At 67.1% G+C, this 25,092-nt stretch carries 20 protein-coding genes; 11 read left to right on the forward strand and 9 right to left on the reverse strand.

What is annotated here, in order from left to right; all coding sequences use genetic code 11:
* The first annotated feature begins 412 nt into the window (after positions 1-412).
* The 6 genes from BQ7355_RS08295 (at position 413) to BQ7355_RS08320 (ending at position 5,846) form a co-directional block, all read left to right on the forward strand.
* The gene (locus BQ7355_RS08295; RefSeq protein WP_143761796.1) at positions 413-1,519 is read left to right on the forward strand and encodes a coiled-coil domain-containing protein; all 1,107 of its coding nucleotides are present in this window, start codon (positions 413-415) and stop codon (positions 1,517-1,519) included.
* A 226-nt stretch (positions 1,520-1,745) separates the two neighbouring features.
* The gene (locus BQ7355_RS08300; RefSeq protein ID WP_072415751.1) at positions 1,746-2,471 is read left to right on the forward strand and encodes a response regulator transcription factor; all 726 of its coding nucleotides are present in this window, start codon (positions 1,746-1,748) and stop codon (positions 2,469-2,471) included.
* A gap of 159 nt (positions 2,472-2,630) precedes the next feature.
* Positions 2,631-3,623: an ABC transporter ATP-binding protein gene (locus BQ7355_RS08305; protein WP_072415752.1), complete on the forward strand. Its 993-nt coding sequence runs from the start codon at positions 2,631-2,633 to the stop codon at positions 3,621-3,623.
* On the forward strand, positions 3,616-3,819 hold the full coding sequence (locus BQ7355_RS08310) for a hypothetical protein (RefSeq protein ID WP_072415753.1): 204 nt from the start codon (positions 3,616-3,618) through the stop codon (positions 3,817-3,819). The genes BQ7355_RS08305 and BQ7355_RS08310 overlap by 8 nt, the downstream gene beginning before the upstream one ends.
* A gap of 65 nt (positions 3,820-3,884) precedes the next feature.
* Positions 3,885-4,703 carry a hypothetical protein gene (locus tag BQ7355_RS08315; protein ID WP_240307360.1) on the forward strand — a complete coding sequence of 273 codons (819 nt, stop codon included), beginning with the start codon at positions 3,885-3,887 and terminating at the stop codon, positions 4,701-4,703.
* Between the two features lie 216 nt (positions 4,704-4,919).
* On the forward strand, positions 4,920-5,846 hold the full coding sequence (locus BQ7355_RS08320; protein WP_205407580.1) for a sensor histidine kinase: 927 nt from the start codon (positions 4,920-4,922) through the stop codon (positions 5,844-5,846).
* A 54-nt stretch (positions 5,847-5,900) separates the two neighbouring features.
* Here BQ7355_RS08320 and BQ7355_RS08325 read toward each other — a convergent pair whose 3' ends face one another.
* Entirely contained in the window at positions 5,901-6,563 is a 663-nt protein-coding gene (locus BQ7355_RS08325; protein WP_072415755.1) for a pentapeptide repeat-containing protein, read from the reverse strand.
* A 154-nt stretch (positions 6,564-6,717) separates the two neighbouring features.
* Here BQ7355_RS08325 and BQ7355_RS08330 point away from each other — a divergent pair, with 154 nt between their 5' ends.
* Both BQ7355_RS08330 and BQ7355_RS08335 read left to right on the forward strand, forming a co-directional pair.
* On the forward strand, positions 6,718-7,017 hold the full coding sequence (locus BQ7355_RS08330; RefSeq protein WP_072415756.1) for a hypothetical protein: 300 nt from the start codon (positions 6,718-6,720) through the stop codon (positions 7,015-7,017).
* Positions 7,018-7,323: 306 nt separating this feature from the next.
* Positions 7,324-8,838 carry an ATP-binding cassette domain-containing protein gene (locus BQ7355_RS08335; protein WP_072415757.1) on the forward strand — a complete coding sequence of 505 codons (1,515 nt, stop codon included), beginning with the start codon at positions 7,324-7,326 and terminating at the stop codon, positions 8,836-8,838.
* An 89-nt stretch (positions 8,839-8,927) separates the two neighbouring features.
* Here the strand turns inward: BQ7355_RS08335 and guaA are convergent, their stop codons facing one another.
* Positions 8,928-9,911: a glutamine-hydrolyzing GMP synthase gene (gene guaA / locus BQ7355_RS08340; RefSeq protein WP_072415758.1), complete on the reverse strand. Its 984-nt coding sequence runs from the start codon at positions 9,909-9,911 to the stop codon at positions 8,928-8,930.
* A 127-nt stretch (positions 9,912-10,038) separates the two neighbouring features.
* Between guaA and BQ7355_RS08345 the strand changes: the two genes are divergently transcribed.
* Complete coding sequence (locus BQ7355_RS08345) at positions 10,039-11,388, forward strand: APC family permease (protein WP_240307361.1); 1,350 nt, start codon at positions 10,039-10,041, stop codon at positions 11,386-11,388.
* 150 nt (positions 11,389-11,538) lie between these two features.
* Here the strand turns inward: BQ7355_RS08345 and BQ7355_RS08350 are convergent, their stop codons facing one another.
* Together BQ7355_RS08350 and BQ7355_RS08355 are read right to left on the reverse strand one after the other, a co-directional pair.
* Positions 11,539-13,224 carry a DUF2130 domain-containing protein gene (locus tag BQ7355_RS08350; protein ID WP_072415759.1) on the reverse strand — a complete coding sequence of 562 codons (1,686 nt, stop codon included), beginning with the start codon at positions 13,222-13,224 and terminating at the stop codon, positions 11,539-11,541.
* A 213-nt stretch (positions 13,225-13,437) separates the two neighbouring features.
* On the reverse strand, positions 13,438-14,703 hold the full coding sequence (locus BQ7355_RS08355; protein ID WP_072415760.1) for a 4Fe-4S binding protein: 1,266 nt from the start codon (positions 14,701-14,703) through the stop codon (positions 13,438-13,440).
* 235 nt (positions 14,704-14,938) lie between these two features.
* Here BQ7355_RS08355 and BQ7355_RS08360 point away from each other — a divergent pair, with 235 nt between their 5' ends.
* Entirely contained in the window at positions 14,939-16,450 is a 1,512-nt protein-coding gene (locus BQ7355_RS08360; protein ID WP_072415761.1) for an alpha-amylase family glycosyl hydrolase, read from the forward strand.
* 148 nt (positions 16,451-16,598) lie between these two features.
* Here BQ7355_RS08360 and BQ7355_RS08365 read toward each other — a convergent pair whose 3' ends face one another.
* The 4 genes from BQ7355_RS08365 to BQ7355_RS08380 all read right to left on the reverse strand — a co-directional run bounded on the left by BQ7355_RS08365 (position 16,599) and on the right by BQ7355_RS08380 (position 21,706).
* The gene (locus tag BQ7355_RS08365) at positions 16,599-17,492 is read right to left on the reverse strand and encodes a metallophosphoesterase (RefSeq protein ID WP_072415762.1); all 894 of its coding nucleotides are present in this window, start codon (positions 17,490-17,492) and stop codon (positions 16,599-16,601) included.
* A 366-nt stretch (positions 17,493-17,858) separates the two neighbouring features.
* Positions 17,859-19,496 carry a chaperonin GroEL gene (gene groL, locus BQ7355_RS08370; RefSeq protein WP_072415763.1) on the reverse strand — a complete coding sequence of 546 codons (1,638 nt, stop codon included), beginning with the start codon at positions 19,494-19,496 and terminating at the stop codon, positions 17,859-17,861.
* A gap of 108 nt (positions 19,497-19,604) precedes the next feature.
* Positions 19,605-19,892 (reverse strand): co-chaperone GroES, encoded by a 288-nt coding sequence (gene groES / locus BQ7355_RS08375; RefSeq protein WP_072415764.1) that lies wholly within the window; start codon positions 19,890-19,892, stop codon positions 19,605-19,607.
* Between the two features lie 173 nt (positions 19,893-20,065).
* Complete coding sequence (locus tag BQ7355_RS08380) at positions 20,066-21,706, reverse strand: amidohydrolase (protein ID WP_072415765.1); 1,641 nt, start codon at positions 21,704-21,706, stop codon at positions 20,066-20,068.
* 707 nt (positions 21,707-22,413) lie between these two features.
* On the opposite strand from BQ7355_RS08380, the gene BQ7355_RS08385 reads away from it, so the two are divergent.
* Entirely contained in the window at positions 22,414-23,883 is a 1,470-nt protein-coding gene (locus tag BQ7355_RS08385; protein ID WP_072415766.1) for an amidohydrolase, read from the forward strand.
* Between the two features lie 200 nt (positions 23,884-24,083).
* On the opposite strand, the gene BQ7355_RS08390 is transcribed toward BQ7355_RS08385, so the two are convergent.
* Positions 24,084-25,064, reverse strand: coding sequence for a YitT family protein (locus tag BQ7355_RS08390; RefSeq protein WP_072415977.1), 981 nt, complete (start codon positions 25,062-25,064; stop codon positions 24,084-24,086).
* Positions 25,065-25,092: the final 28 nt, after the last annotated feature.

Below are 25,092 nucleotides of genomic sequence, written 5' to 3' on the forward strand. Positions count from 1 at the left end.
GAACGGGGCACCTGGCCATCGATCGTCCCGCGCCCTCGCATCTTACCCGGCCATCCAGCGGCATCGTCCCCGCCCGCCATGCCAGAAATCAAGCTGTAGACCCTGCTGTCGCGACATACGGCGCAACATCGGCGAGCGAGTGCAGGGAAACGGCAGACGGTCCTCGCGCCCATCAACGTTTTACCAGCTCATCGATGCCCGTGGCCCTTTGGATTAACCCTCAAGCTGAACTTGAGACTCCAGATATTCTCAACAATTCATCAAATGGGCAGCTCATAACCCATCCTAAACCTTCAACTTGACCCTTAAAGATGCCTAAGGTTCAAGTTGAGGTCTAAGCGTGTCGTATACTGCTTCTCGTAAGGCAGGTGCGCCCCTCCCGGACGCCCCAAGCAGACCGTTAGGAACGTGTATGCAGGCATCTCGCTCTCATATTGCCTTCTTGATGAACAGGCCCGCGCGCGCCGTCACGTGCGCCGCACTCGCTGTCGCACTCACCGCGACCCCGGCCCTTCTCCCCCTTCAGGCCCACGCCCTCTCCAGCAGCACCGAATACGAGCTGTCCGAGACGCAGCAGGAGGTCGAGAAGGCCACCGAGGCATACGAGGAGGCCCAGGGCAACCTCGCCGCGCTCCAGCAGAAGATCGATGAGAACACCGCCTCCATCGCCGAGCTCGAGGCCCTGCTCCCCGAGCAGCGCCAGCGCGCTTCTGCGGCCATGCGCGACCTGTACAAGTACCAGAAGAGCAGCAACACGCTCATGGGCATCGTGCTGCAGACCACCTCGTTCGACGAGGCGATCTCCACGGTCGCCTATATGAACCAGATCCAGGAATCCAGCAATGCCGAGCTCGAGCGCCTCACGGCCCTCGAAAGCGAGCTCGAGACGAAGCGCACCGAGCTCGATCAGGCAAAGGCCAAGGCGACCGCCGAGGAGCGGGCCGCGGCCGAGGCGCTCGCCGAGGCGCAGGAGCTCCGCAGCGCGGCCCAGGCCAAGGCGGAGCGCGAGCGCGCCGAGGAGACCGCCCGCCTCGCTGCCGACACCTCCGCCGCATCCGGCGCCGGCGCCGATTCCGGCAACGGCTCAAACACCGCCAACACGCCCGGCCAGTCCATCGGCGTCGAGGTCTCCGGTTCCGTAAACTGGAACGTCACCTACGATGAGTTCATGGCCGAATGGACCCCGCGCATCGATGCGTACCTCTCCGGCTCCCCCCTCGCGGGCTATGGCAGCACCTTCGCCGACGCCGCCTGGAGCTCGTCCGTCGACCCGCGCTGGTCGCCCGCCATCGCCTGCATCGAGAGCACCAAGGGCACCTACACCTTCCGCCCGTACAACGCATGGGGCTGGATGACCAGCCGCCGCTTCGGCAGCTGGGACGAATCTATCCGCGCGCACGTCTCCTTCCTCGGCAGCGTGTACGGCGCCACGCTCACCCCCGCCGCAGCCCAGAAGTACTGCCCTCCCACCTGGCAGGACTGGTACAACAAGGTCGGCGGGCAGATGAGCCAAATCTAAATCAAAGCCTTTGACGAGCTTCAGACGGCGGGACCTTATGGGGTCCCGCCGTCTTTCATGGCGGCCCGCCCGCGGGCACGTGATGCCTGACCTCGCAAGCGCCCGCGCGGGACCGCTCGTCATCCTGCGGCGCCGCGGCGGCGCCGTCCCGTCCCTCTCGCAAGAGCGCGATGCGACAGCAGCGCTTGCGATAGAATCACCCACAGGCGATAAGGAGGGATCACCTATGGCATACGGTCGCATACTCGTCGTAGAGGACGACGCGGACATCAACGAGATCGTCACCACCCACCTCGCACGCAGCGGCCACACCTGCATGCAGGCGTTCTCGGGAACCGAGGCGATGCTCGCGCTCGAGGCCATCGAAAACGCGCCGTTCGACCTCATCATCTGCGACCTGATGCTCCCGGGCCTGTCCGGCGAACGGCTGATCGCGACCGTGCGGGAACGTGACCGCGAGGTCCCCATCGTGGTGATATCCGCGCGAGGAGAGGCGCCCGACCGCGTGGATCTGCTCAGGCTCGGGGCAGACGACTACCTCGTGAAGCCCTTCGACCTCGATGAGCTCACGGCGCGCACCGAGGTCCAGCTCAGGCATCGAACGGCGCGCACGGCGGCCGCCGCATCCGAGCTCGAGCGCGACGCGTCAACGGGAACCCTGGTGTTTCGCTCTTGGAAACTCGACCCTTCCTCCCGGACCTTCCGCGTCGACGGCAGTCCGCTTGCCCTCACGCGCACCGAGTTCAACCTCCTCGAAACCCTGATGCGCCAGCCGAAGCGCGCGTTCTCCAAACGCGACCTGTTCGAGGCCGCCTGGGGCGAACCCTCGTGCGAGGACGACAACACCGTCGCCGTGCACGTATCCAACATTCGCACGAAGCTCAAGGCATCCGGCACCGACCGCTACATCAAGACGGTCTGGGGCATCGGTTTCAAGCTCACGGAAGAATAAGGCGACGGGTGCAGCCGTTTTCGACCGCTCCCGCCGCTCATCTCCGGCATCAACGAGAGGTTCCGTCTTTATCCTTTCTTTAACCTTGCTTCAGGCTTTTTCAAAGCGCATGCCGCATCCTGAAACCATACCGATACCTTGGGAGGCAAGGAGGAAGACATGAACGTCATCGAGACGCGTTCCCTCACCAAGACCTACGGAGGCAAACGGGCCGTCGACGCCCTCGACATGCAGGTGCCCGCCGGCGAGATCTACGGCTTCGTGGGCAAGAACGGCGCCGGCAAATCGACCGCCATGAAGATGATCGCAGGGCTCGTTCGCCCGTCCGCCGGCGAGATCGAGCTGTTCGGCGAGGCGCACGACGCGGACGAGCGCACGCCACATGGCCCGCAGCCGGGCTTCTCCCGCATCGGCGCCCTCATCGAAGATCCCGGGGTGCTGCCCACGTTCTCCGCGCTCGAGAACCTCATGGGCAAGGCGATCGCCATCGGGGTCGTCCGTGCCGAGGCGCACTGCCGCGAGCTGCTTGAACTCGTGGGCCTTGCCGACACGGGGTCCTTGCGCGTCAAGAAGTTTTCCCTCGGCATGAAGCAGCGCCTGGGACTCGCCCTCGCGCTCGTGGGCAACCCGGAGCTCCTGCTGCTCGACGAGCCCTTCAACGGATTGGACCCCGAGGCCACGCGCTCGATGCGCAACGCGCTGATGCGAATCAACCGCGAGCGCGGCGTGACCATGGTCATCTCGAGCCACGTGCTCGATCAGCTCGACCGCATGGCGACGCGCTTCGGCGTGATCCGCGCCGGGCGCATGATCCGCGAGCTCTCCGTGGACGGCCTGCATCGGGAATGCGGCAGCTCGATCCGCGTGAAGACCGCCGACCCCGCACGCTCGCTCGCCATCCTCGAGGAGCATCTTCCCGCAGCGACGTTGCGGGCCGAACCCGACGGGGCGATCCTCGTGAGCGGGGCCGCACGGCACGCGGCGGCGTGCTTCGGCGGGGCAGCGGGCGACGCTACGGCATCCGGGGCACCGTCGGCCGAGGAGGTCTCGCGCATCCTGGGCGAAACCGGCCTTCTCATCCTCGAGCTCACGCGCATCGAGCGCGATATCGAGGAATTCTTCGTCGAGCTCATGGGCGGCTCCGATGCTTAGCCCCGCGCTCCTCAGCGCGACCGCCGATCAGATCGGACCGATTCACGCATCGCATGTGCTGATGGGGCCGCTCGGCCGCGTGGGCATTGCGTTCCCGACCCTGGGGCAGCTGACCCCCGCGATCAACCTGCTGATCGACGCCGCGCTCATCGCGCTTCTTCTCTACATCCTCCTCGCCGCCCGGAAAGGCAGGTAGACCATGCTGAATCTTCTTCGCTCGGACCTTTATCGCTGCACGCGCCTCCGCGGGCTCCGCGGGCCTTGTGGCAATATCTCTCGGTCGTGCTCGGCGTCGCGATCCTCGAGATCGGGCTCAACGCCCTCATCATCTCGCAGGGACTCGGCGAGCTCGAGGCGATCAACGTGAACGAATCCATCACCACGCCCTCTGTGTTTCTGGGCTCGTCCTTGTTCGGCTCCATCTCCCTAATAGGGATCGCAAGCGCCTTCGGCATGGTCGAGTGGATATTTGCCGATCTGAACGACGGCTATATCAAATCCCTCGTGTCCTCGCTCACTGGACGCCTCTCCTATTTCACGGAGAAGGTCGTATTCTCGGGCATCTGGGCGGCCATGATGCTCGTCGCGGGCGCCGTGTTCCACCTTGCCTGCATGCAGCTGCTCCTCGCCCTTCCCCTGGGCCTTTCTTTCACCGCGCTCGACGGGGCCGCGGAGTTCGCGCTTTGGCTGCTCGGCACCTGGTTGGCCGTGTGGGCCCTCACGGTCATCCCGCTTTCCGCCGTGCTGCTCCTCCGCAAGAAGCTGCCAGTCTACGTCCTCACGTTCATTCTGCTCGCGGGCGTCACGCCAGTCCTTCTCGTTGCCATCTCCCATTCGAGCGGCGGCATTCTCGGCGCCCTCGCTCCCCTCGGACCTGCGCTCAACGCCATTGCAAGCTGGATGCCGAGCATGGTGGTCGCGCTGTTCAAGCTCGGCGCGGGCTCCATGTTCGACCCGGCGCAGACGCTGCCGCTCATCGGCTCCGCTCCCACCTGGCTGTGGGGCGCGCTCACGGGTCTCTTGTGGACCGCAATCGGCGGCGGCGCGTTCGTCCTCATCGGCCGCGCCCGCGACGTATAGCCGAAGGATGCCTGGATAGGTCGACATGCTCGAGGAGCGACGTGCATGAGCTTCGGCCGCATGCGGTCGCGGGCAAGACCTGCACCCACCGGATATGAACCTCGACGTCCATCCGTCTGCTCGTCGCCGCCCGGCCCGCCAATCCGCTACCCTATACCCAGTACGCCTTACCGCCCTCCCAACCGGAGGGCGGCGCTCTGCCCGGAGGGAAGATCCATGTCGAACGGCCTGCTCGCCGCACTCATGCTCATCGTCGGTGTCGTCGCCGGAGCGCTCATCGCAGTCGCGGCCTACGCCCCCGAGCTTCGACGCATCGCGCGCTTCCTCGAGCGCCGTTCGACCGACAAGGGCGGCGACGGGCGCGTCACCGTGAACACCAGGGCACCCGGCATCTCCGATCTTGCCGCGGCGATCAACGACGAGCTCGACCGCAGCGCGGTCGCGCGCATCGGAGCCATGCGCCATCAGCAGGAGTTCCAGCGCGACCTTTCCGCGCTCTCGCATGACATCAGGACCCCGCTCACCGGGGCGAAAGGATACCTTCAGCTCGCATCCGACGAGTCCGACCCCAAGCTTCGGCAGCGCCGCCTCGACGCGGCCGTCAAGCGCATCGACCGCACCTCCGAGCTGCTCGATGCGCTGTTCTCCTATACCAAGGCGAGCGACCCCGACCTCGAACTCGACCTCGAGCCCGTGGATGTGCGCGATATCGTGGAACGCTGCCTGCTGGCGCACTATCCCGAGTTCGAGGCGAGAGCGTGGGAGCCCCGCCTCGAGGGGTCGGGGGCGGCGAGGATCGTCGAGGCCGACCGACAGGCTCTCGAGCGCATCGTCGAGAACCTCGTGGTGAACGCCCTGAGACACGGAGCGAGGGCACCCCGCATCAGCCTGGGCGGGCCGAACGGAAACAGCACGCTGCTCCGTCTCTCGAACAGCGTCGACGACCCGGAGTCGATCGACCCCGAGCGGCTCTTCGACCGCTTCTACCGCGCAGACGAGGCACGGACCGGCGGGGGAAGCGGACTCGGCCTCGCCACCGCCGCCAAGCTTGCCCGTGCCATGGGAATGGAGCTCGCGGCGCACATTGAAGGCGAGACGCTCGCTATCGAGCTGTCCGCCCGCAGCGAAATCGGCCGCGCGTAGGCCCTCGGGCGGCGAATCGCGTACGCGCGCGACCGCGCCAACCCGGTCACGCCCCTACTCCTCAGCGATAACGAACCCGAGCAAGGTCGACAGGCTGAGCGCCTGCTCGGCAGACACGACGGCACCGCGCAGCTCGCGGTAATCCGCCGAGAGCACCGGTGCCTCGAAGGCACACGTGGAAAGGTCGATTCCCGCGAGCTTGGTCCCGAAGACGTCTAGGCGCGTCAGGTCGGAATCCGAGAAGACGAGACGCTTTGCCTTCACCGCCTGCATCGCCGCCTCCCGCAGACGCGAGGCGCGGATGGCAACGCGATCGATCGAGGCCTCCGAGAGGTTCGCGTAGCTTAGGTCCGTCTCCTCGAACAGCACGCTCGACAGACGCGCCTGGAGCAGGTTGAGTCCGGGCGCGGAGCATGAGAGGACGTCGCAACGGCTCAACCAGGCCCGCTCCATGGAGCAGCGGGTGAAGCGGCATCCCTCGAAACGCACGTCCCGGAAGGTGCAGCCGGAGAAGTCGACGCCATCGAACTCGCAGCCTCGGAACAGCACGGTGTCGAAGGTTGCGGATTCGGCGGCCTCGTAGGCGAGCGCCATCCCGCGGAACGCCGTGTTCGCGATGAGTCCCTCGCCCTCGGCGAATGCGTCCAGAAGCTCCTCGACGTCCATATGGGCGCCCAAGGCGTCCCCCACCCGCGCGAACCGAACCTTCGATGCCATTCCGTCCCCTTCGCCTTCGTCCCCGTGATCTGCCGCCGCCTCTGAGTCTATCGCATACCATGTCTCCGGCACGAGGCGCGCACACGACGCAGAGCATTCCCGGCGCTCGGAGGCGGCTATACTGTGCGTTGAGCGGACGGTGAAAGGACTGGGCATGGCGAGCAACAAGCGGTCGGCGCGGGCGAAGCAGCGCGCCGAGTTCGAATCGGGATTCGATGCCGGCGCCATGGGCGACCTCTTCGAGCGCGAGCATGCGCGCAACGACGCCCTCGAGGCGGCACATGACGCCGCGGTGCGCCGGCGAGCATGCGAGTCGAAGATGCGCTACGCAAGCCGCGCAGACGCCCTCGACGCCATCGCTGCGTGCGCCGAGCACGGACGTCGCGGCCTCTCCGTCTACCGCTGCCCCTACTGCAATGGCTGGCACCTCACGAGCCATCCTCGAAAGCCCTGACGTGCGATCGGACATTCCCCATCGGAAACGCCAGTCAAGTTTTAACGCGACAGGTTCCCAGGGCGTCCGGCGATCCTTGGGATATCCGACATCACGGCGATGCTCCAGCCGCCCCCTCAATTGAGGAGACGCCCCTTTTGAGGTCCGGTGCGAACGCCGTCGGTTCATGGTACACTCGCTTCGTCCGCCCGTCGGATTCGGGCCACATGCGAGGACGCCGCCGCGAAGAGACAAGGCCGCCATGCGCTTCTAGACATCCCATCAACTGACCTGTTGACCTCCGATAGACAAGAAGGGGATGTCTTCATGCAGCTTGCACTCTCGCGCGTGTCCTACACGCATCCCGCGGCTCAAGACCCCATTTTGAATGATGTGACGCTCGCCTTCCCAGAAGGCTGGACCGGATTGCTCGGCGACAACGGCTGCGGCAAGTCCACGCTCGCGCGCATCGCCTGCGGCGCGCTCGAACCGGATGCCGGAGCGGTGAGCAGCGGGCTCTTCTGCGTCTACTGCCCCCAGGAAGCCGACGAGCAACCGGAAAGCCTGCCGGAGTTCGCGCTCGACTTCGGACGCGATGCCCGCAGCCTGCGCGAACGTTTCAACCTTTCCGACGAGATGGCCTGGCGCTGGAGCGAGCTGAGCTTCGGGGAGCGCAAGAAGCTTCAGATCGCCTGCGCGCTTTGGCAACGACCCGACGTGCTCATCGTCGACGAGCCGACCAACCACCTCGATGCCCCGTCACGCGCCGAGCTCGCCGAGGTGCTGGGGCGCTTCCGCGGAATCGGCATCCTGGTCAGCCATGACCGCGCGCTGCTCGACGCGCTCGCCCAGCGGTGCATCTCGTTCGAGCCCACCGGCCCCGATGGCCAAACGCGCCTGGTCACGCGGCCAGGCGGCTACTCCGCCGCACACGCGCAGGCCGAAAGGGAGCGCGCGGAGACGGCTGCCGAGCGCCTTCGAGCCAAGAGCGAACATGCCCGCCTCGCATCCGAGCAGCGGAACCGGGCGCAGGAGGCCGCGCGAGCCGATGCAAGGCGGTCCAAGCGCCATCTCGATCCCAAAGACAAGAGCGGGCGCGCGAAGATCGACCTCGCGATCTTCACCGGCCAAGACGGCGCGCGCGGCAAGCTGCTGCGTCAGATGGGCGGGCGCTTGGCGGCGGCCCGGGCAAGGGTGGACGCGACGTTCGTACCCAAACGCTACGACGGCAGCCTGTTCCTCGACGCGCGCGCCAGCCCCCGCAAGGCCGTGCTCCACATACCCGCGGGCACCATCCCCTGCGGAGAGGGCGCGCTCAAGCTTCCAGAGCTCTATGTGGGCAGCACCGAGCATATCGGCATCGTGGGGCCGAACGGAGCCGGCAAAACCACCCTGCTCGACCACGTGCGCAAGATCCTCGCCCGGCAAGCGCCCGAGCAGGGCGCGGACGGCCTCGCGATCCTCGACATCCCCCAGGAGCCGAGTCCCGGGCAACGCACCCGAACCCTTGCGGCCGTCCGCTCGCTCTCCCCTACCGATCGCGGACGGGTGCTCAGCTGCGTCGCGCAGCTCAACTCCGACCCCGATCGCATCTTGGAGGGAGCGGCCACCAGCCCCGGCGAGCTCCGCAAGCTCATGATCGCGCACGGGCTGCTGAGCGCCCCTGCGCTCATCATCATGGACGAACCCACCAACCACCTCGACGTGCACTCGGTCGAGGCGCTCGAGCAGGCGCTCGCGCAGTTCGGCGGCGCGCTGCTCTTGGTGAGCCACGACCGTGCGTTCCTCTCCGCGTGCACGAGCGCGACCTGGGAGATCGAGGGCGGAAAGCTCCACCGGTAGCATCGGCGCAAGCCTGCGCGCAAAAAAGAGCGCCAGCCCCGCGATGGGCTGGCGCTCCGGTTCACATGATGCGGCTATCGCGGATCAGGCTACTCGAACTCGATCGTACCGCAGGGCTTGGGGGTAAGGTCGTAGAGAACGCGGCAGATGCCGGGCACCTCGGAGGCGATACGGTCGCCGATCTTCTTGAGGAGCGCCCAGTCGAGCTCGGGCACCTCGGCGGTCATGGCGTCCACGGTGTTGACGGCGCGGATGAACGCCGGCCACTCGTAGAGGCGCTTGCCGTCTTTCACGCCGGTCACGCGGAAGTCCGGCACGGAGACGAAGTACTGCCACACCTTGCCCTCGAGGCCTGCGTTCGCGAACTCCTCGCGCAGGATGGCGTCGGCCTCGCGAAGCGCCTCGAGGCGATCGCGGGTGATGGCGCCGAGGCAGCGCACGCCCAGGCCGGGACCCGGGAAGGGCTGGCGCTCGACCATGTTCTCGGGCAGGCCGAGCTCGCGACCGACGACGCGGACCTCGTCCTTATACAGCAGGCGGACGGGCTCGCACAGCTCAAACTGCAGGTCGTCGGGCAGGCCGCCCACGTTGTGGTGCGCCTTCACGCCGTCGGACTCAAGGATGTCGGGGTAGATGGTGCCCTGGGCCAGGAAGCTCACCTGGTCGCCGACCTTGCGGGCCTCCTCCTCGAACACGCGGATGAACTCGGCGCCGATGATCTTGCGCTTGGCCTCGGGCTCGGCCACGCCGTCGAGCAGGGAGAGGAAGCGGTCGGTCGCGTCGACGTACACGAGGTTCGCGTCGAGCTGGTTCTGGAAGACGTCGACGACCTGCTCGGACTCGCCCTTGCGCATGAGGCCGTGGTTCACGTGCACGCAGATGAGCTGCTTGCCGACGGCCTTGATGAGGAGCGCCGCCACGACCGAGCTGTCGACGCCGCCGGACAGGGCGAGCAACACGTTCTTGTCACCGATCTGCTCGCGGCACGCGGCCACCTGCTCTTCGATGAAGGCCTGAGCGAGCTCAGGGGTGGTGATGCGGACCATGTCGTCAGGACGCATGTTGAGATCCATGGATGCTCCTCCTTGAAACGGCGTTGAATTGCGCTCTTCGATTGTATCCGATACGGCATCCACCCGACTCACGTATACTGGGGTTTTGGAAGAAAGACCTCGCGCGGTCCACGACGCACGATCCGAAATGGAAGGCATGCAAGACTCCACCACCGCCATCGAGAAGCGCTACACCCTCACCACCGCCGTCTGCCTCATCGTGAGCATCTGCATCGGCTCCGGCATCTTCTTCAAATCCGACAACATCCTCGTCGCGACCGGCGGCAACGTCGCGCTCGGAATCGTCGTCTTCCTCCTTGCCGCCACGACCATCGTGTTCGGCGGCCTCACGCTCGCGCACTTCGCGTCGCGGAGCAGGGGCCACGGGGGACTCATCTCCTATGCCCAGGAGTTCCTCGGCCCCGTGCGCAGCACCCTTATCGGCTGGCACTACACCTTTCTGTACATGCCCGTGGTCTGCGCCGTGATCTGCTGGGTCGTCGGGGTGTACGCCTGCATGGTCTTCGGCCTCCCCTCGACGCTTCCCGTGCAGTCGGGCATCGGCCTCGCCTTCCTCGTGCTTTGCACGGCGTGGAACGTGCTGTGGCCGCGCCTCTCCGGATACTTCCAGAACCTCTCGACGCTCGCCAAGGCGGCACCGCTGCTCGCGGTCGGCATCGTCGGGATCGCGTTCGCGCACCCCGCCGACTATCTATCCCAGGGCATCGAGCAGGCGCCCTCCGCAGGGCTGGGTTGGATCGCGGCCGCCGCACCCGTCGCCTTCGCGTTCGACGGATGGAGCTCGGCGGTAAGCATCGCGCCCGAGCTCAAGGACGCCCAGCGCAACCTTCCTCGAGCGCTCGTGATCGGCCCCGCCGTCATCCTGGCGCTCTATCTCGCCTACTTCGTCGGCATCTCCTGCTTCCTCGGGCCCCAGGAGGTCATACGTGCCGGCGACGCAAGCCTATCGGAGGTCTTCGTCAAGCTGTTCGGCCCCGGAGCCGCCACGATCCCCAACGTCATCGCTCTCGTCGCCGTGCTCGGCACCGCGAACGGCATGGTCCTCGCCACGCTCCGCATGCCGTTCTCGCTCGCGTTGCACGGCCAGATGCCCTGCGCGCCGCGCATCGCCCGCGTGAACCCCACGTTGAAGTTCCCCCTCGCGAGCGCGTGCATAGCGCTTGCATGCTCGGTCTTCTGGCTCGCGGCCCACACCGTCGTGACCGCCGCCGGCTTGCTGCCCAACGGGGACATCTCCGAGATCGGCGTGAGCCTCACGCTCTTCGTCCTCTGTCTCTTCTACGTCCGCGCCCTCTCGCACGCGCGCACCGAGAGGGACGCGAGGGGCCTCATCTCCCCAGCCATCGCGCTCGTCAGCTCGGTCGCCATCGGCGTCGCCGGGCTTTCCGACCCCACGCGCTGGCCGTTCGTCGCCGTCTACGCGGTCCTCCTCGCGTGCGGCGTAGTCGCATCCCGGCGCTCGGCCGCGTCGAGCTGAGCCGCGAAACGCCTCGCTTTGGGGACGGGAGCCTTCCCAGGAGGCCCTGACACCCGACGGTATCGACCTGGGGAGCAGGCCGCCTCGATGCGGAACCCGCCCCTCAAGCGAGGTCTCAGGAATCTTTCCGCCCCCACCCGAAGCGAGCGGCTACTCTCCCGCCTGCTCCTCGCGTGCGGCGCGTGCCTCGTCGAACGCCGCCTTCATGGTCTTGTTGCCCCGCGTGAGCCTGCGGATCGTGAGGCCCTGGGCCTTATCGTTGGCGAGACGCAGGTTGTTCTCGCTGGAGATGAGGTTGTCCTTGACCTTCTGCAGGTGCTTTATGGTGGCGTCGATCTCGTCGATAGCCGTCTGGAACTTACGGCTCGCCAGGTCGTAGTTGCGCGCGAAGCCGTCTTGGAAGCTCAGGAGCTTCTCCTCGAACTGCGTCACGTCGATATTCTGCTGGCGCTGCAGTGCGAGCTCGCGCTTCGCCTCGAGGTTGGTCAGGGCGGCGTTGCGCAGCAGGGTGATGATCGGGATGAAGAACTGCGGCCGAATCACGTACATCTTCGGATAGCGGTACGAGACGTCCACGATTCCGGCGTTGTACAGCTCGCTCTCGGGCTCCAGGAGGGAGACGAGGATCGCGTACTCGCATCCCTTCTGGCTGCGGTCGTGGTCGAGCTTCTTGAAGAAGTCCTCGTTCTTGTGCTTGGTCGACGTGGTGTCGTTCTCGTTTTTCATCTCGAACATAATGGAGATGATCTCGTTGCCGTCCTCGTCGCACTCACGGAAGATGAAGTCCCCCTTGGTGCCCTCGGACGCATCGTTGTCCTTCTCGAAGTACGCGCGCGGGAACGCCGTCATGCGCAGGCGGTTGAACTCCGTCTCGCAATGCTGCTCGAGCGTCTCGCCCACCATCTTGGTGGACAGGCGCGCCTTCATGTCGCGCAGGCGCTCGATCTCCTCGTCCTTGTAGCGCACGAGCTCCGCGTTCGCCTTGCGAGCCTGCTCGAGCTCGAGCTCGTGCGCGGCCTGGACCTGCTGCCGCTCCGACTCGCGCACCGCCTGCTCGCGCGCGAGCGCCGCCCGGGCGTCGTCGCGCTCGCGCTCGACGGCCGCGACGGCGCGCACGCGTGCGAGCTCGGACTCTCCCTGCTGAGACGCTAGGCGGCTCCGCAGGTCGGCAGCCTCTTGACGAGCGCGCGACACCTCCTCGGCCATCTCCTGCTGGACCTGTGAGGACGCCGCGCGGACCGCCAGCTCGCGCTGACCGGCCGCCTCGTCGAGCTGCGCCTGGAGCTGCGCGGAGCGAGCGGCCTCCTGCTGGAAGCGCTCCTGGAGCTCGCGCAGCTCGCGGTCGGCGCGCTCGCGCAGGCGCTCCCGCTCCGCGGCCGCCTGGGCGAGCGCCTCCTCGCGCACGCGGGCCTGCTCGAGCTGCGCCTCGCCGTCGCGCTGGGCGAGCCGCGATGCGAGCTCGTCCAGCCGGTGCTGCAGCTCCGCCGCCTCCTTCTGCGCCTCCGCGCGGGCCTGCGCCGCGGCGCGCTCGCTCGCCATGGCGCGCTCCCCCGACGCCGCCTCGAGCCGTGCCGTGAGCTCGGCGATCTGCGCATCGCGGCAGGCGGTCGCCTCGGCGAGCTCGGCGTCGCGCGCGGCCATGCGCTCCTGCAGCACGGCTGCCGCGTCGGCGCGCTCGAGCGCGATCGCCTGCTCGCGCTCCCGGGACAGCAACTCGACGCGCTCGGCGAGCTCGTCGTTGAACTCCTGGTCGCGCACCTGCTTCACGATGTCGGCGTATCCGCTCTCGTCGAGCTGGAACACCGTCTTGCACTTAGGGCACATGATCTCGTTCATACCGACTCCTCCCCGCCGCACCGAGCGGCCCGTCGCTTATCGGATACCGTACCATCCCGTTCGGACAGATAGATGCATCCCCCCGGCCGGCACCGCCGAAAGCGAGACGCGGCCGCCGCGCGCCAAGACGACGCGAAGCGGCCGGAATCGAACGGGATGCGCCGCCGAGCCGCGGTACCCGTGCGAACCGCGGCACCCATCGGCGCCCCAGCGCTAATCGTCCAGCTTCTCCACCTGGTCGAGCAGTTTGTTCAGCTTCACCTTGGCTTCCGCCTTGGCCTTCTCCGCCTCGGCGCGGGCGCGCTCGGCATCCTTGCGCTTCTGCTCGGCATCCGGATCGGGAACCACCAGGTCAGACGCATTGTGGGCTTCCATCGTGAGCGCATGGTCCTCGCAGGCCTCGGCGCACAGGCCGCAGCCGACGCAGTAGGCGGGCTCGAGGGCGAAGCGGCCGGAGCCGAGCAGGTCGCACGCGTTCGTGGGGCACAGGCGAACGCATTCGCCGCACGCAGTGCACTTCTCGAAATCGCAGACGGGCGTGGAGACCTCGATGTTGCCGGCGAGCTCCGGATGGTCGCGCAACGTGGACAGCAGCAGCTCGCGGCTCTGCGTGAGCACGCGGCGGCGGCGCTGCGTCGTGGTCCCGCAGGCGTTGCTGAGGGTGCTCTCGATCGCCTTGAGCTTGTCGGTGTGATCCTTCAGCCTCTGGGTCACCGTGGCGAGCGCGGCGGTCGCGGGCGTGAGCTTGCTCACCGCGAGCCCCGTCTTGCGCACGATGTTGTCCATGAACTCCTTGCGCTCGTACTCACGGCGCTTCTCGCACTTCAGCTGCTTGGGGTCGACCTCGAGGTCCATGCCGCATCCGGCCCACTCCTCCGCCGTCGCGATGGCCTCTCCGAGCGCATCCTCGCCGCTCACCGTCTTGCAGTTGTCGCAGATGCCGAGCGGGAGGTACACGCTCACGTTGGGAAAGTCCACGAGCACGGAGAGCCAGGTCTCGGGCGTGATGTCGCCGATGCATGCGACGACGACCTCGTTTTCCCGCGGCAGGCGGCGCAGGGCCCGCGTGCAGGTGACGTACGCGTGTGTGTGGGCCACCGCGGCGCGCGCGATGTCATCATACAGCTTCTTGGGCTTGAGCTTGGGCGAGTTGAACGCCTCCGTGGGGCATGCCGCCACGCACAGCCCGCACTTGCGGCAGGTGTCGGCGATATCGATGCAGTACTCCTCGATGTCGATCGCGTCCACAGGGCAGACGTCCATGCAGCGGGTGCACGAGCTCTTCTCGTAGTTGCATACGAGGCAAGGGATGGAGTTCGCGCGCGGGCGCTCCTTGTAGTCGGCGGGGTTCCAATGCGGCGCCTCGCCCGTGGCCGTTCCCATGAGGGCGTCGGTGACGCCGCCGAGAGGGTTCTTGAGGGCGCTCAGGCCCTTGGATATATCGATGATGTCGTCGAACAGGTCGTGTTGCTGGGCCATGAGGGCTACTCCTTCGACAAAGTTCAGTCGAACTTTCAGTGTACGTCAACCGCATGCGGGCCGCCACTGAAGGGAGGCGTTATCCTTCGGCTCTCCGCGCAATCCGAATGCACCCGCTCGCTGGGCGAATAGTCGTCCGGTGCCAGGGCCGCCGGCGGTATCGTGTTGAGTGTTCGGCGACGCCACCACAGCGTTCCCGAGCACCTCGTTCTCGCACAGCGCAAGGAGCGCCGCCATGTGGGTCTTCGATACCACCCTCTACCAGATCTACCCCCTGGGCATGCTCGGTTGCCCGTTCGACGCGCCGGACCTCGCCGACTCCGCCGGGATGGAGGGGCAAATTGAGCGCCATCGCATCCGACAGCTCATAGACTGGGCCCCCTACCTCGGGAAGCTCGGTATCGGCGCGATTTTGCTCAACCCCGTCTTCTCCTCCGACACCCACGGCTACAACACGCGCGACCTGCGCCGGGTCGATTGCCGCCTGGGAACCAACGAGGATTTCGCCGATACCGTCGCCGCCCTGCACGCGAGCGGTGTGCGCGTGATCCTGGACGCCGTCTTCAACCATGTGGGACGCAACTTCTGGGCCTTCCGTGACGTCCGCGAGCGGAAGTGGGATTCTCCGTACAAGGATTGGTTCAACATCAGCTTCGATGGCGACACGCATTTCGGCGACGGTTTTTGGTACGAGGGCTGGGAGGGCAACCAGGATCTGGTCAAGCTCAACCTGCGTAACCCCGCTGTCATCGATTATCTGCTTGACGCCGTCAGCATGTGGAAGCACGAGCTGGGCGTCGACGGCCTGCGCCTCGACGTCGCCTACAGCCTCGACCGCGACTTCGTGAAGCGCCTTCATGGGCTCGCCTGCGAACTGGGGGCGGAAACGCGCTTCGATGGCGGCCCGGGCGATGGCTTCCCACTCATCGGCGAGGTCCTGCACGGCGACTACAACCTCATCGTCAACGACGAGATGCTCGACTCCTGCACCAACTACGAGTGCTACAAGGGCCTGTATTCGAGCTTCAACTCCATGAACATGTTCGAGATCGCCCATTCTCTGCACCGCCAATACGGAGGCGACCCCTGGTGCATCTACCAAGGCAAGCATCTGGTGAGTTTCGCCGACAACCACGACGTCTCGCGCCTGGCCAGCATCTTGACCGAGAAGCGCCACCTTCGCCCCGCATACGGCGTCTTGTTCGGCATGCCGGGCATCGCCTGTCTGTACTACGGCAGCGAATGGGGGCAGCTGGGTGAAAAGGGCACCGGCTACCTCGCCGACGTCGCACTGCGCCCGGCACTCGACGCCCCTGCCGCCGACGCGCTCGAGCACCTCGCGCCCGGCTGGGACGGCGGCAACGCCCCCAACGAGCTCACCGGCTACATCTGCGCGCTCAACCACGTGCGCCGCGCGTCGCGCGCGCTCTGCCACGGCGGCTACCGCAACGTCGTGATCACGAACAAGCAGCTGCTGTTCGAGCGCGACGCATGCGCTGGCGCCGCAGGTGCCGCCGAGCGCGTCCTCGTCGCCGTCAACGCGGACGATGCACCCTTCACGTTCGGAGACGGTTCGCTCGCGGGACGCTTCGAAGTCCTGCTCGCCAGCGCGCCCGCCTACGACAACGCGTGCATCGAAGACGGCGCCGGGGAGCCCGCGCGGCTCGTCGCCGGAGACGTCCTCGAACTTGACGGATCACTTGAGATCCCGCCCTTCGGCACGCTCTACCTCAAGCAGCTCTTCTAAGCGGCTCCTCCAGGACAAAGCACCCCGCTTCGCCCCCGTGCGCGCGACAGCAATGGAAACCAAGAGAGGGCCGTAGACGCGACGCGCCGCATGCGACAGCACGATGGCTCGCCACTGCGGCGCTTCGTGCCCGCGGCGCATGCGGCGCCTACAGGCTATCGTCGGCGCAGCGCAGCGTCGCCACCACGAGCTCGGGCCGGTTGTTCACGCGCAGCGGCACGACGCTGGGACCCAGGCCGCGACTCACCACGAGCTGCGTTGCCCCCAGCGTGTGCACGCCCGCGGTGACCTTGGGAAAGAAACCCTGGCTGGGTGCGAAGAGCGGACCCACCGCCGGCAGGCGCACCTGGCCTCCGTGGGCATGGCCGGCAAACGCCACATCGATGCCGCGCGCCGCGTACACCGCGAGCAGCTCGGGGCGGTGCGTGAGCAGGACGGTGCAGGGCGCATGCTCGGCACCCGGTTCGATGCCGGCGCGAACCAGCACGTCCGCTAGCTGCGCATCGATGATCTGGGGCGTCGCGCCGCGCGGATACGGACGGCGGAACACCGGGTCGGTCAGCCCGAGCAGCACGATGCGCTCGCCACCGCGCCGCAACGACACCGATGCATTCCCCAGCACCGTAACGCCCGCACGCTTCAGGCGAGAGACGATCTGCGGATACTCGCGAAGGCGCGCCTCGTGGTTGCCTGGGACGAAAAACACAGGGGCTATGTTCGCAGCCTGCGCCGCCACGTGCATACCGACGTCGACGCGCGTACGACGGGAGTCGACCAGGTCCCCCGTGATCGCGATGAAATCGGGCTTGACGCGATGCAGGCGCTTGAGCAACCTCGCGTTGGCATGGCCGAGCTCCGCGTTATGAAGGTCGGAAATCTGGGCGATGCGCACGCCGTCGAATGCCCGCGGCAACCGAGGAACCGCGAGTTCATACTCGGTCGTCTGAATGCCGCCGTTCGACCATGCGACCCAGGCTGCCGCGGCGAGAGCACCGGCACCCGCCGCGGCGCCCTTCACCAGCATCCGCTTGCGTTCATCCATGTTTACCACCCCGTATCCGCCACGCGCCGGCCGCCGCGCGGAGCCCTTTTTCGCATACAAGCACGCTGCCGCGCAGTACCGTTTCCGTACCCACGCTTTATAAGCAACGCGGAACCCGCACAGGACGCGGGGCCCGCGTGGGCACGCAGGCTCCGAGCAGGTACGCGGGCCCCGGGCGCCCCGGCGACGGATCGCGAACGGCAAGGGCGCGGAGCCGAGCGCACCAACCTCTTTTTTCCTCGCAAGCTCGAATGGCTTGAATGCAAAACCCCGGAGGGATTCCTTGAGGGTGTTCTGAGAGGCTGAGCCTCGAACACACCCGCAAGGAACCCTCCGGGGTTCCAATGGGAGTTCTAAGCGTTTCGCTTAGTACATGCCGCCGCCCTGGGCGCCTGCGGTCGCGGCCGCGATGGCGTCCTCGAGCTGGGTGTTCTTCGGCACGTCGGAGACGGTGGCCTCGGTGATGAGGATGAGGGAGGCCACGGAGGCGGCGTTCTGCAGGGTGGTGCGGGTGACCTTGACCGGGTCGAGCACGCCCATCTCGATCATGTTGCCCCACTCGCCGTTGGCGGAGTTCAGGCCCTCGCCCGCGGGGAGCTCGGAGACCTTGTCCACGATGACGGCGCCCTCGTAGCCGGCGTTCTTGGCGATGGTGGCAACCGGAGCGGTGAGCGCCTTCTTGATGATGTCGATGCCGATCTGCTCCTCGGGATCGGAGATCTCGATGCCCTCGAGCGCGGGCAGGGCGTCCATGAAGGCGACGCCGCCGCCGGCAACGATGCCCTCCTCGACGGCCGCGCGGGTGGCCTGAAGGGCGTCCTCGACGCGGTGCTTGATCTCCTTGAGCTCGGTCTCGGTGGCGGCACCGACCTTGATGACGGCCACGCCGCCGGAGAGCTTGGCGAGGCGCTCCTGGAGCTTCTCGCGGTCGAACTCGGAGTCGGTGTGCTCCATCTCGCCCTTGATGGCGGCAACGCGGTCGGCGATGGCCTCCTTGGAGCCGGCACCGTCAACGATGGTGGTGTTGTCCTTGGTGATGGTCACGCTCTTGGCGGTACCGAGCATCTCGGCGGTGATGTCGGCAACCTTGATGCCGAGCTCGTCGAGAGCGGCCTGGCCGCCGGTGAGGACGGCGATGTCCTCGAGCATGCGCTTGCGACGGTCGCCGTAGCCCGGAGCCTTCACGGCGCAGACGTTGAGGGCGCCGCGGATCTTGTTGAGGACGAGCGTGGGCAGGGCCTCGCCGTCGATGTCCTCGGCGATGATGAGCAGGCCCTTGCCGGCGCGGGAGACGGCCTCGAGCACGGGCATGATGTCCTGGACGTTGGAGATCTTCTGGTCGGTGATGAGGATGTAGGGATCCTTCATCACGGCCTCCATGCGGTCGTTATCGGTAACGAAGTACGCGGAGACGTATCCCTTGTCGAACTGCATGCCCTCGACGGTGTCGATCTGGATGTCGAAGGTCTGGGAGTCCTCGACGGTGATGACGCCGTCCTTGCCCACGACGTCCATGGCGTCGGCGATCTTGGCGCCGACCTCGGGGTCGCCCGCGGAGATGGTGCCGACGGAAGCGATCTGCTCCTTGGTCTCGACCGGCTTGGCGAGGCTCTTCATCTCGGCGACGGCGGCGTTGACGGCCTTGTCGATACCGCGGCGGATGGCCAGCGGGTTGGCACCGGCGGCGACGTTCTTGAGGCCGTCGTTGACGATGGCCTGGGCGAGCAGGGTCGCGGTGGTGGTGCCGTCACCCACGGTGTCGTTGGTCTTGGTGGCGACCTCCTTCACCAGCTGGGCGCCCATGTTCTCGATGTTGTCCTCGAGCTCGATCTCCTTGGCGACGGAGACGCCGTCGTTGGTGATGGTGGGAGCACCGAAGGAGCGCTGCAGCGCCACGTAGCGGCCCTTGGGGCCCATGGTGACGGTGACGGCGTCGGCCAGGGTGTTGACGCCCTTCGCGAGCTTGGCGCGAGCGTCGGTGTCGAACGTGATGTTCTTAGCCATGTGTTCAATCCTCCAAATGAGAGAAACCTGTTGCCGGCCACGGCTGAGTCGGATGCCGCGGCGGATACCTCAATACGGCGTCTGCCCTGAATTGAGGTTGGGGGGGTGCTACTCGACGACGGCGTAGATGTCGTCAGCGCGCATGAGCAGGTAGTCCTCGCCGTCGACCTTGATCTCGTTGCCACCGAACTTGCCGTAGATCACCTTGTCGCCGACCTTCACGTCCATCGGCAGGCGCTCGCCGGCGTCGTTGAGCTTGCCGGCGCCCACGGCGACGACCTCGCCGCGCTGCGGCTTCTCCTGCGCGTTGCTGGCGATGTAGAGACCGGAAGCGGTCTTCTGCTCAGCGGCATCGGGCTTGACCAGGACGCGATCTCCAAGCGGCTTGAGAGACATGCTGTTTCCTCCTTTTGCTGGCGGCCGGTCCCTACCGACCGTCCACGCGTTTGCTTACGCGTTGAATAGTACCCACCAAGACAGACTTATACAACGGAACCGCAAAAAATCTTATGAATCGGCACTTAGATTTCCTGAGCGCTCGAACCCATGGGTCGCAGGATGCCCGGTCCCTAGCGGGAATAGACTTCCCGACCGCCCACGAAGGTCGCGAGCACGCGCGCGTCGATGATCTCCTCGGGGTCGCACGCGGTGACGTCCCGGTCGAGCGCCACGAAGTCTGCGAGGTATCCCGGCGCGATGCGACCGAGCTCGTCCTCGTGCTGGGCCGCGACGGCGCTGCCCGCCGTGTAGATGCGCAGCGCGTCGGCGGCGGAGATGCGCTCTTCCGGCAACCAGCCACCTTGCGGCCAGCGGCTCGCAGGGTCTCGACGCGTCACCGCCGCATACAGCACGTTCATGCTGTCCGGCAGCGTGATGGGGGAATCGGTGCCGAACGCCTGGAGCACCCCGCGGCGCAGGTAGGTCGCGAACGGCCACATGATGCGGCTGCGGTCCGGCCCCAGGTCGCGCTCGGGGCCGCCCGGGTCGAGCGTGATGTGGCACGGCTGGGAGCTCGCGACGACATCGAGATCGCGCAGGCGGTCGATATCCCCGGGCAGCAGGTTCTCGAGGTGCTCGAGGGTGTTGTGCCCGCTCGGCAGCGACCCGTAGAGCCGGCGCGCCTCCTCTAAGATATCGAGGGCCTCGTGGATCGCCCCGTCGCCGATCACGTGGATGCGCACCGCGTGGCCGCGCTCGGCGGCGGAGAGCACGAGCGCGCGCATGCGGTCGGCGCTCACGGTCAGCCTGCCGCGGTCGCCCGGGAAGCGCGGATTGCTGTAGGGCTCGATGAGGTACGCGGTATGCTCGCTCGAGACGCCGTCGAAGAACTGCTTGAAGCCCGGTGCACGCAGGAGGTCGCTGTTGCGGTAGCGCTCCTGCATGGCCTCAAGCCGAGCCTGGTCGTCGAGCAGCGTGGGGAACAGGTGCGCGCGCACCGTGAGCTGGCCCGCCGCCTCGAGGGCCTCGTAGATATCGTCCCGGATGAAGTCGCAGCCGGGCATCGGCATGAGGGACATGTCGCAGATGGAGGTGATGCCGAGCTCGGCCATGCGCGTCATCTGGGCGCGGTACGCATCGCGGATGCGCCCCTCGCCCATCCACTCCAGGCAGCGCGGGAGCAGCTGCATGGCGGCCGCCTCGTGCGCCACGCCCGTCAGCTCGCCGTCCTCGTCGTGATCGAAGCTGCCGCCCACGGGCGGCTCCGTGTCGCGCGTCACCCCGAGCAGCTCGAGCGCCCGGGCGTTGAGCCAGAGCGTGTGCCCGTCGCCCGAGTACATCGCGCAGGGTCGGTCGGGAAGCACCGCGTCGAGCGAGCGGCGCGTGGGGTGGACGGGTGGGTCCCACCGGTAGTCGCGCCACCCCTGGGTGACCACCCAGGCGTCATCGGGCAGCGTCGCGGCGAACGCCGCCGCCTTGGCGGCGAGGTCCTCTTCGCTTTTCCCCATCTCCATCAGCAGGAAGGGAGAGGAGCCGAGCGCCGTGTGGAAGAAATGCAGGTGCGCGTCATGGAAGCCCGGGCACAGGAGCGCGTCGCCGAAATCGCGCACAGGGGTCGCCGCGGGGACGGCGGCGAGGACGTCGTCGGGCGAGCCCACGAGGGCGATGCGCCCCGACGCCACCGCGAACGCGAGCTCACGAGGGGTCCGCTCCCCCGGGGAACTCGTGAACACGCGTGTCGAACGCACAACATAATCTGCCTTGAAAGCCATGCCCTGCCGCCTTCGTGTCGAGTGGACGATACGTCGCCGCTTCCCCACGGGGGGGGATGCGGCATGCCGGACCATCATACCGCCCGGAATCGATCGCTGAGCATATGGTTACGCCAGCGGTCGACTCGCCCGCCCGCGCCGGACCAAGCGATGGGACCCCGCCGAAAATGCGCTTGAACAGGATGCCGCCATCAAGCGGGCTGCCGGACGAGCTCGACACGTGAGGGACGCCGGGCTTCGGCGCCCTCCCCCCGGCGCCAACCGGACGCGGCAGGGGGCATAATCGGCGGCACGCACGCCCGCAGCCCGCCCCGTCGAGAGCAACGGGGATGCTTGCGGACTGAATCGGGGTCCGTAGCGGCCGCGAGGCTCCCCAAACCGGAATCGGGGACGACCGCGGACAAGGCCGGGCTTCAAGAGGGCCGCAAGGTTCCCCAAGCCGACAATGGGTGACGCCTGCGGACGAATCCGAGGCCCATAGCGGCCGTAAGGTTCCCCAAGCCGGCATCCGGAGGCGTTTCCGGACGCCACGGCCGCATACGACGAGGCGCCTCCCTCTCCCTACGGCGGGCCTCGCGCACCCCACGCCCCTCGCCTCGCCTCGCCTCACCTCGAAACAGGTTAAATAAACACGCCGGCATGCTTCACCGTGCTAGAGTTAGGGCAGCGTAAAGCATGTGCAAGCACGACGAGAGGATGTTTCAGGCATGGTGAAGACGAAGGCGCAGCAGATCATGGCGGACCGCGAGGCGCGCAGCGAGCAGGAGGCGACGCGGGCGATCCTCGACATCGCGGCGGAGTTCGAGCCCTACATCATCCGGCAGCGCCGCCACTTCCACAAGCATCCCGAGCCGAGCCTCGAGGAGGTGCGCACGACCTCCGACATCGCCGGACAGCTCGATGCGATGAACATCCCCTACGAGCGCCCGCTCAAGACGGGCCTCGTCGCCACCCTACGCGGCACCGCCCCGGACGCCTACCGCGCCGACGGCACGCCGCGGCGACGCCTGCTCATGCGCGCCGACATCGACGCCCTGCCCGTCACCGAGCGCACCGAGGAGGAGTTCGCGAGCGTCAACGAAGGCTACATGCACGCGTGCGGCCACGACTGCCACATCGCCATGATGCTCGGCTGCCTACAGGTCCTGCGCCACATGACCGATGACATCCACGGCGAGGTCCGCGTCGTGTTCCAGCCCTCCGAGGAAAACGGGTCGGGTGCGAAGATGATGTGCGAGGCGGGGGTCTGCGAGGATGTCGACGGCGCCTTCGCGATGCATATCTGGAGCGAGGTCGACGCGGGCACCGTCAGCTGCGAGCCCGGCCCGCGCATGGCGAACACCGACTGGTTCCGCATCGACGTGCACGGAACCTCCTGCCACGGCGCCATGCCGCAGCGCGGCGCCGACGCCATCATGGTGGCCGCCGAGATCGTGAACGCCCTGCAGACCATCGTGAGCCGCGACCTCTCCCCCTACGAGCCGGCGGTCGTGACGGTCGGCGAGCTCCACGGCGGCACGGCGCGCAACGTCATCGCCGGCTCGGCCTACCTCACCGGCACCGTGCGCACCTACTCCGACGCGACCCACGAGATGATGCCGGAGCTCATCCGCCGCATCTGCACGCACACCGCCGCCGCGCTGGGCGCCGAGGCAGAGCTGTCCGACTACACGATCGCCAACTACAAGGTTGAAAACGAGCCCGCCGCGAGCGAGCGCTGCCGACAGGCCGTCCTCAAGGTGCTCGGCGCCGCGGGAGAGGGGCGCTACCGCGGAACGCTCTCGGGCGAGGACTTCTCGGAGTACCTCCGCCGCGTGCCCGGCGTGCTCGCCTTCGTGGGGTGCCGCAACCCGCAGGTGGGCGCCACGTTCGCGCAGCATTCCTGCTACTACCGGATCGACGAGTCGGTCCTCGCCAAGGGAGCCGCCGTCGCCGCGCAGTACGCCGTCGACTTCTTGGCGGAGCCCACGCAGGAGGAGCTCGACGGGCCGCTCGTCGCACGCATCGCCGAATCCAACCCGGCGCTCGCCGACACCGTGCGCTCCGCCCGGGCGGCGACCGTCGGGGCGCATCACGCCCTGAAAGACGCCCGCGAGGCGCGCATGACCGCCGCCCGCGAGCTGCGCCGCGCCCACGCGAAGTCCGAGGATGAGGCGGAGGACAAGCCGAAGGAATAAGCTCCGCGCCATGCGCCCCGAATTGGCGCCCGCCTCGATTTAGGGGCTGTCCCAAAATCGAGGCGGGCTTTGGGGCGGGGCCCGATGGCCGCTTCCGACACGAGCCGATCGCCCTGAGCGAAACCGCAGGCGCCCCCTGGGGCCGACGCTCCCGGTCGGCCCCAGGGGGCGCCGTCCCATCTTGCCGGTCGGCGGGCCCGCTAGTTGACGTAGCGGAACCCGTTGCCCACGATCTCGGAGCTGTCCACGATCGTGATGAACGCATCCGGCTCGATCTCGCGCACGTAACGGCGCAGCTTCACCGCCTCCCGGCGCGAGAGCACGCACATGATCACCGTCACGCTCCTCCCCGAGAACGCCCCGTAGCCCCGGCTGATGGTCGCCGTCCTCTTGAGCTCCTTGACGATGAACTTCTCGACCGCGACCGGCTGACGGCAGATGACCGTGCACACCTTGCGCAGATGGATGCTCTCGATGGCCTTGTCCACCACGAGGGTCTTCGCGAACAGGCCGAGCACGCAGTAGAGCCCCACGCGAGGGCCGTAGAGCACCGCGGCGATGCCGACGATTCCGATATCGACGTACAGCAGGGCGCGGCCGATCTCCAGCGTGCTGTGGCGCTTCAGGATCATCGCGAGGATATCCGTGCCGCCGGTGGAAGCGCCGATGTCGAACACCATCGCGCTGCCGATGGCGGGCAGCAGCACGGCAAAGCACAGGTCGAGCCACATATCGCCCGTAACCGAGGCCGAGGACGCGCCGGGGAAGAGCACCTCGAACAGCGACACGTACCCCGAGAGCGCGACGGACGCGAACACGCTCCAGAGAATGGCCCGGCGCTCGAGGAAGATGAGCCCGAGCACGACGAGCGCGATGTTGATGATCCACATGAAGGCACCGACGGGCAACGAGGGACAGAGCGTCGACAGGATGACCGAGACTCCCGAGGTTCCGCCGAAGGCGAAGTGGTTCGGCGTCTTGAAAACCACGATCGCCAGGGCCGTAAGGATAAGGCCGGCGTTCAACGTCATGAAAAAGCGCACGAAATGGGGGTCCTGGCTGCGGCGGCGGCCCTCCTGCTCCCCCAGTCTGATATCCTCGGGCGTCACCAGGCGCTCCATAGGTTCGACCGGAGCCCCCTCAGCCGCCCCTTTGCGCTCAGCGACTTCGCTCTCCCCCATCTTGCATCCCCTCTCTCGCGCATCGGCC

It is taken from the genome of Collinsella phocaeensis (assembly GCF_900119895.1).
In the GTDB taxonomy this organism is placed as follows: domain Bacteria; phylum Actinomycetota; class Coriobacteriia; order Coriobacteriales; family Coriobacteriaceae; genus Collinsella; species Collinsella phocaeensis.

Coding starts and splice junctions, on each gene's coding strand:
- BQ7355_RS08380 (WP_072415765.1), bottom strand. CDS start 21,706: ATGGCTTTCAAGGCAGATTATGTTGTGCGTTCGACACGCGTGTTCACG.
- BQ7355_RS08345 (WP_240307361.1), top strand. CDS start 10,039: ATGGAAGGCATGCAAGACTCCACCACCGCCATCGAGAAGCGCTACACC.
- BQ7355_RS08320 (WP_205407580.1), top strand. CDS start 4,920: ATGTCGAACGGCCTGCTCGCCGCACTCATGCTCATCGTCGGTGTCGTC.
- BQ7355_RS08325 (WP_072415755.1), bottom strand. CDS start 6,563: ATGGCATCGAAGGTTCGGTTCGCGCGGGTGGGGGACGCCTTGGGCGCC.
- BQ7355_RS08355 (WP_072415760.1), bottom strand. CDS start 14,703: ATGGCCCAGCAACACGACCTGTTCGACGACATCATCGATATATCCAAG.
- BQ7355_RS08300 (WP_072415751.1), top strand. CDS start 1,746: ATGGCATACGGTCGCATACTCGTCGTAGAGGACGACGCGGACATCAAC.
- BQ7355_RS08330 (WP_072415756.1), top strand. CDS start 6,718: ATGGCGAGCAACAAGCGGTCGGCGCGGGCGAAGCAGCGCGCCGAGTTC.
- BQ7355_RS08295 (WP_143761796.1), top strand. CDS start 413: ATGCAGGCATCTCGCTCTCATATTGCCTTCTTGATGAACAGGCCCGCG.
- BQ7355_RS08310 (WP_072415753.1), top strand. CDS start 3,616: ATGCTTAGCCCCGCGCTCCTCAGCGCGACCGCCGATCAGATCGGACCG.
- guaA (WP_072415758.1), bottom strand. CDS start 9,911: ATGGATCTCAACATGCGTCCTGACGACATGGTCCGCATCACCACCCCT.
- BQ7355_RS08365 (WP_072415762.1), bottom strand. CDS start 17,492: ATGGATGAACGCAAGCGGATGCTGGTGAAGGGCGCCGCGGCGGGTGCC.
- BQ7355_RS08305 (WP_072415752.1), top strand. CDS start 2,631: ATGAACGTCATCGAGACGCGTTCCCTCACCAAGACCTACGGAGGCAAA.
- groES (WP_072415764.1), bottom strand. CDS start 19,892: ATGTCTCTCAAGCCGCTTGGAGATCGCGTCCTGGTCAAGCCCGATGCC.
- BQ7355_RS08360 (WP_072415761.1), top strand. CDS start 14,939: ATGTGGGTCTTCGATACCACCCTCTACCAGATCTACCCCCTGGGCATG.
- BQ7355_RS08390 (WP_072415977.1), bottom strand. CDS start 25,064: ATGGGGGAGAGCGAAGTCGCTGAGCGCAAAGGGGCGGCTGAGGGGGCT.
- BQ7355_RS08335 (WP_072415757.1), top strand. CDS start 7,324: ATGCAGCTTGCACTCTCGCGCGTGTCCTACACGCATCCCGCGGCTCAA.
- BQ7355_RS08350 (WP_072415759.1), bottom strand. CDS start 13,224: ATGAACGAGATCATGTGCCCTAAGTGCAAGACGGTGTTCCAGCTCGAC.
- groL (WP_072415763.1), bottom strand. CDS start 19,496: ATGGCTAAGAACATCACGTTCGACACCGACGCTCGCGCCAAGCTCGCG.
- BQ7355_RS08385 (WP_072415766.1), top strand. CDS start 22,414: ATGGTGAAGACGAAGGCGCAGCAGATCATGGCGGACCGCGAGGCGCGC.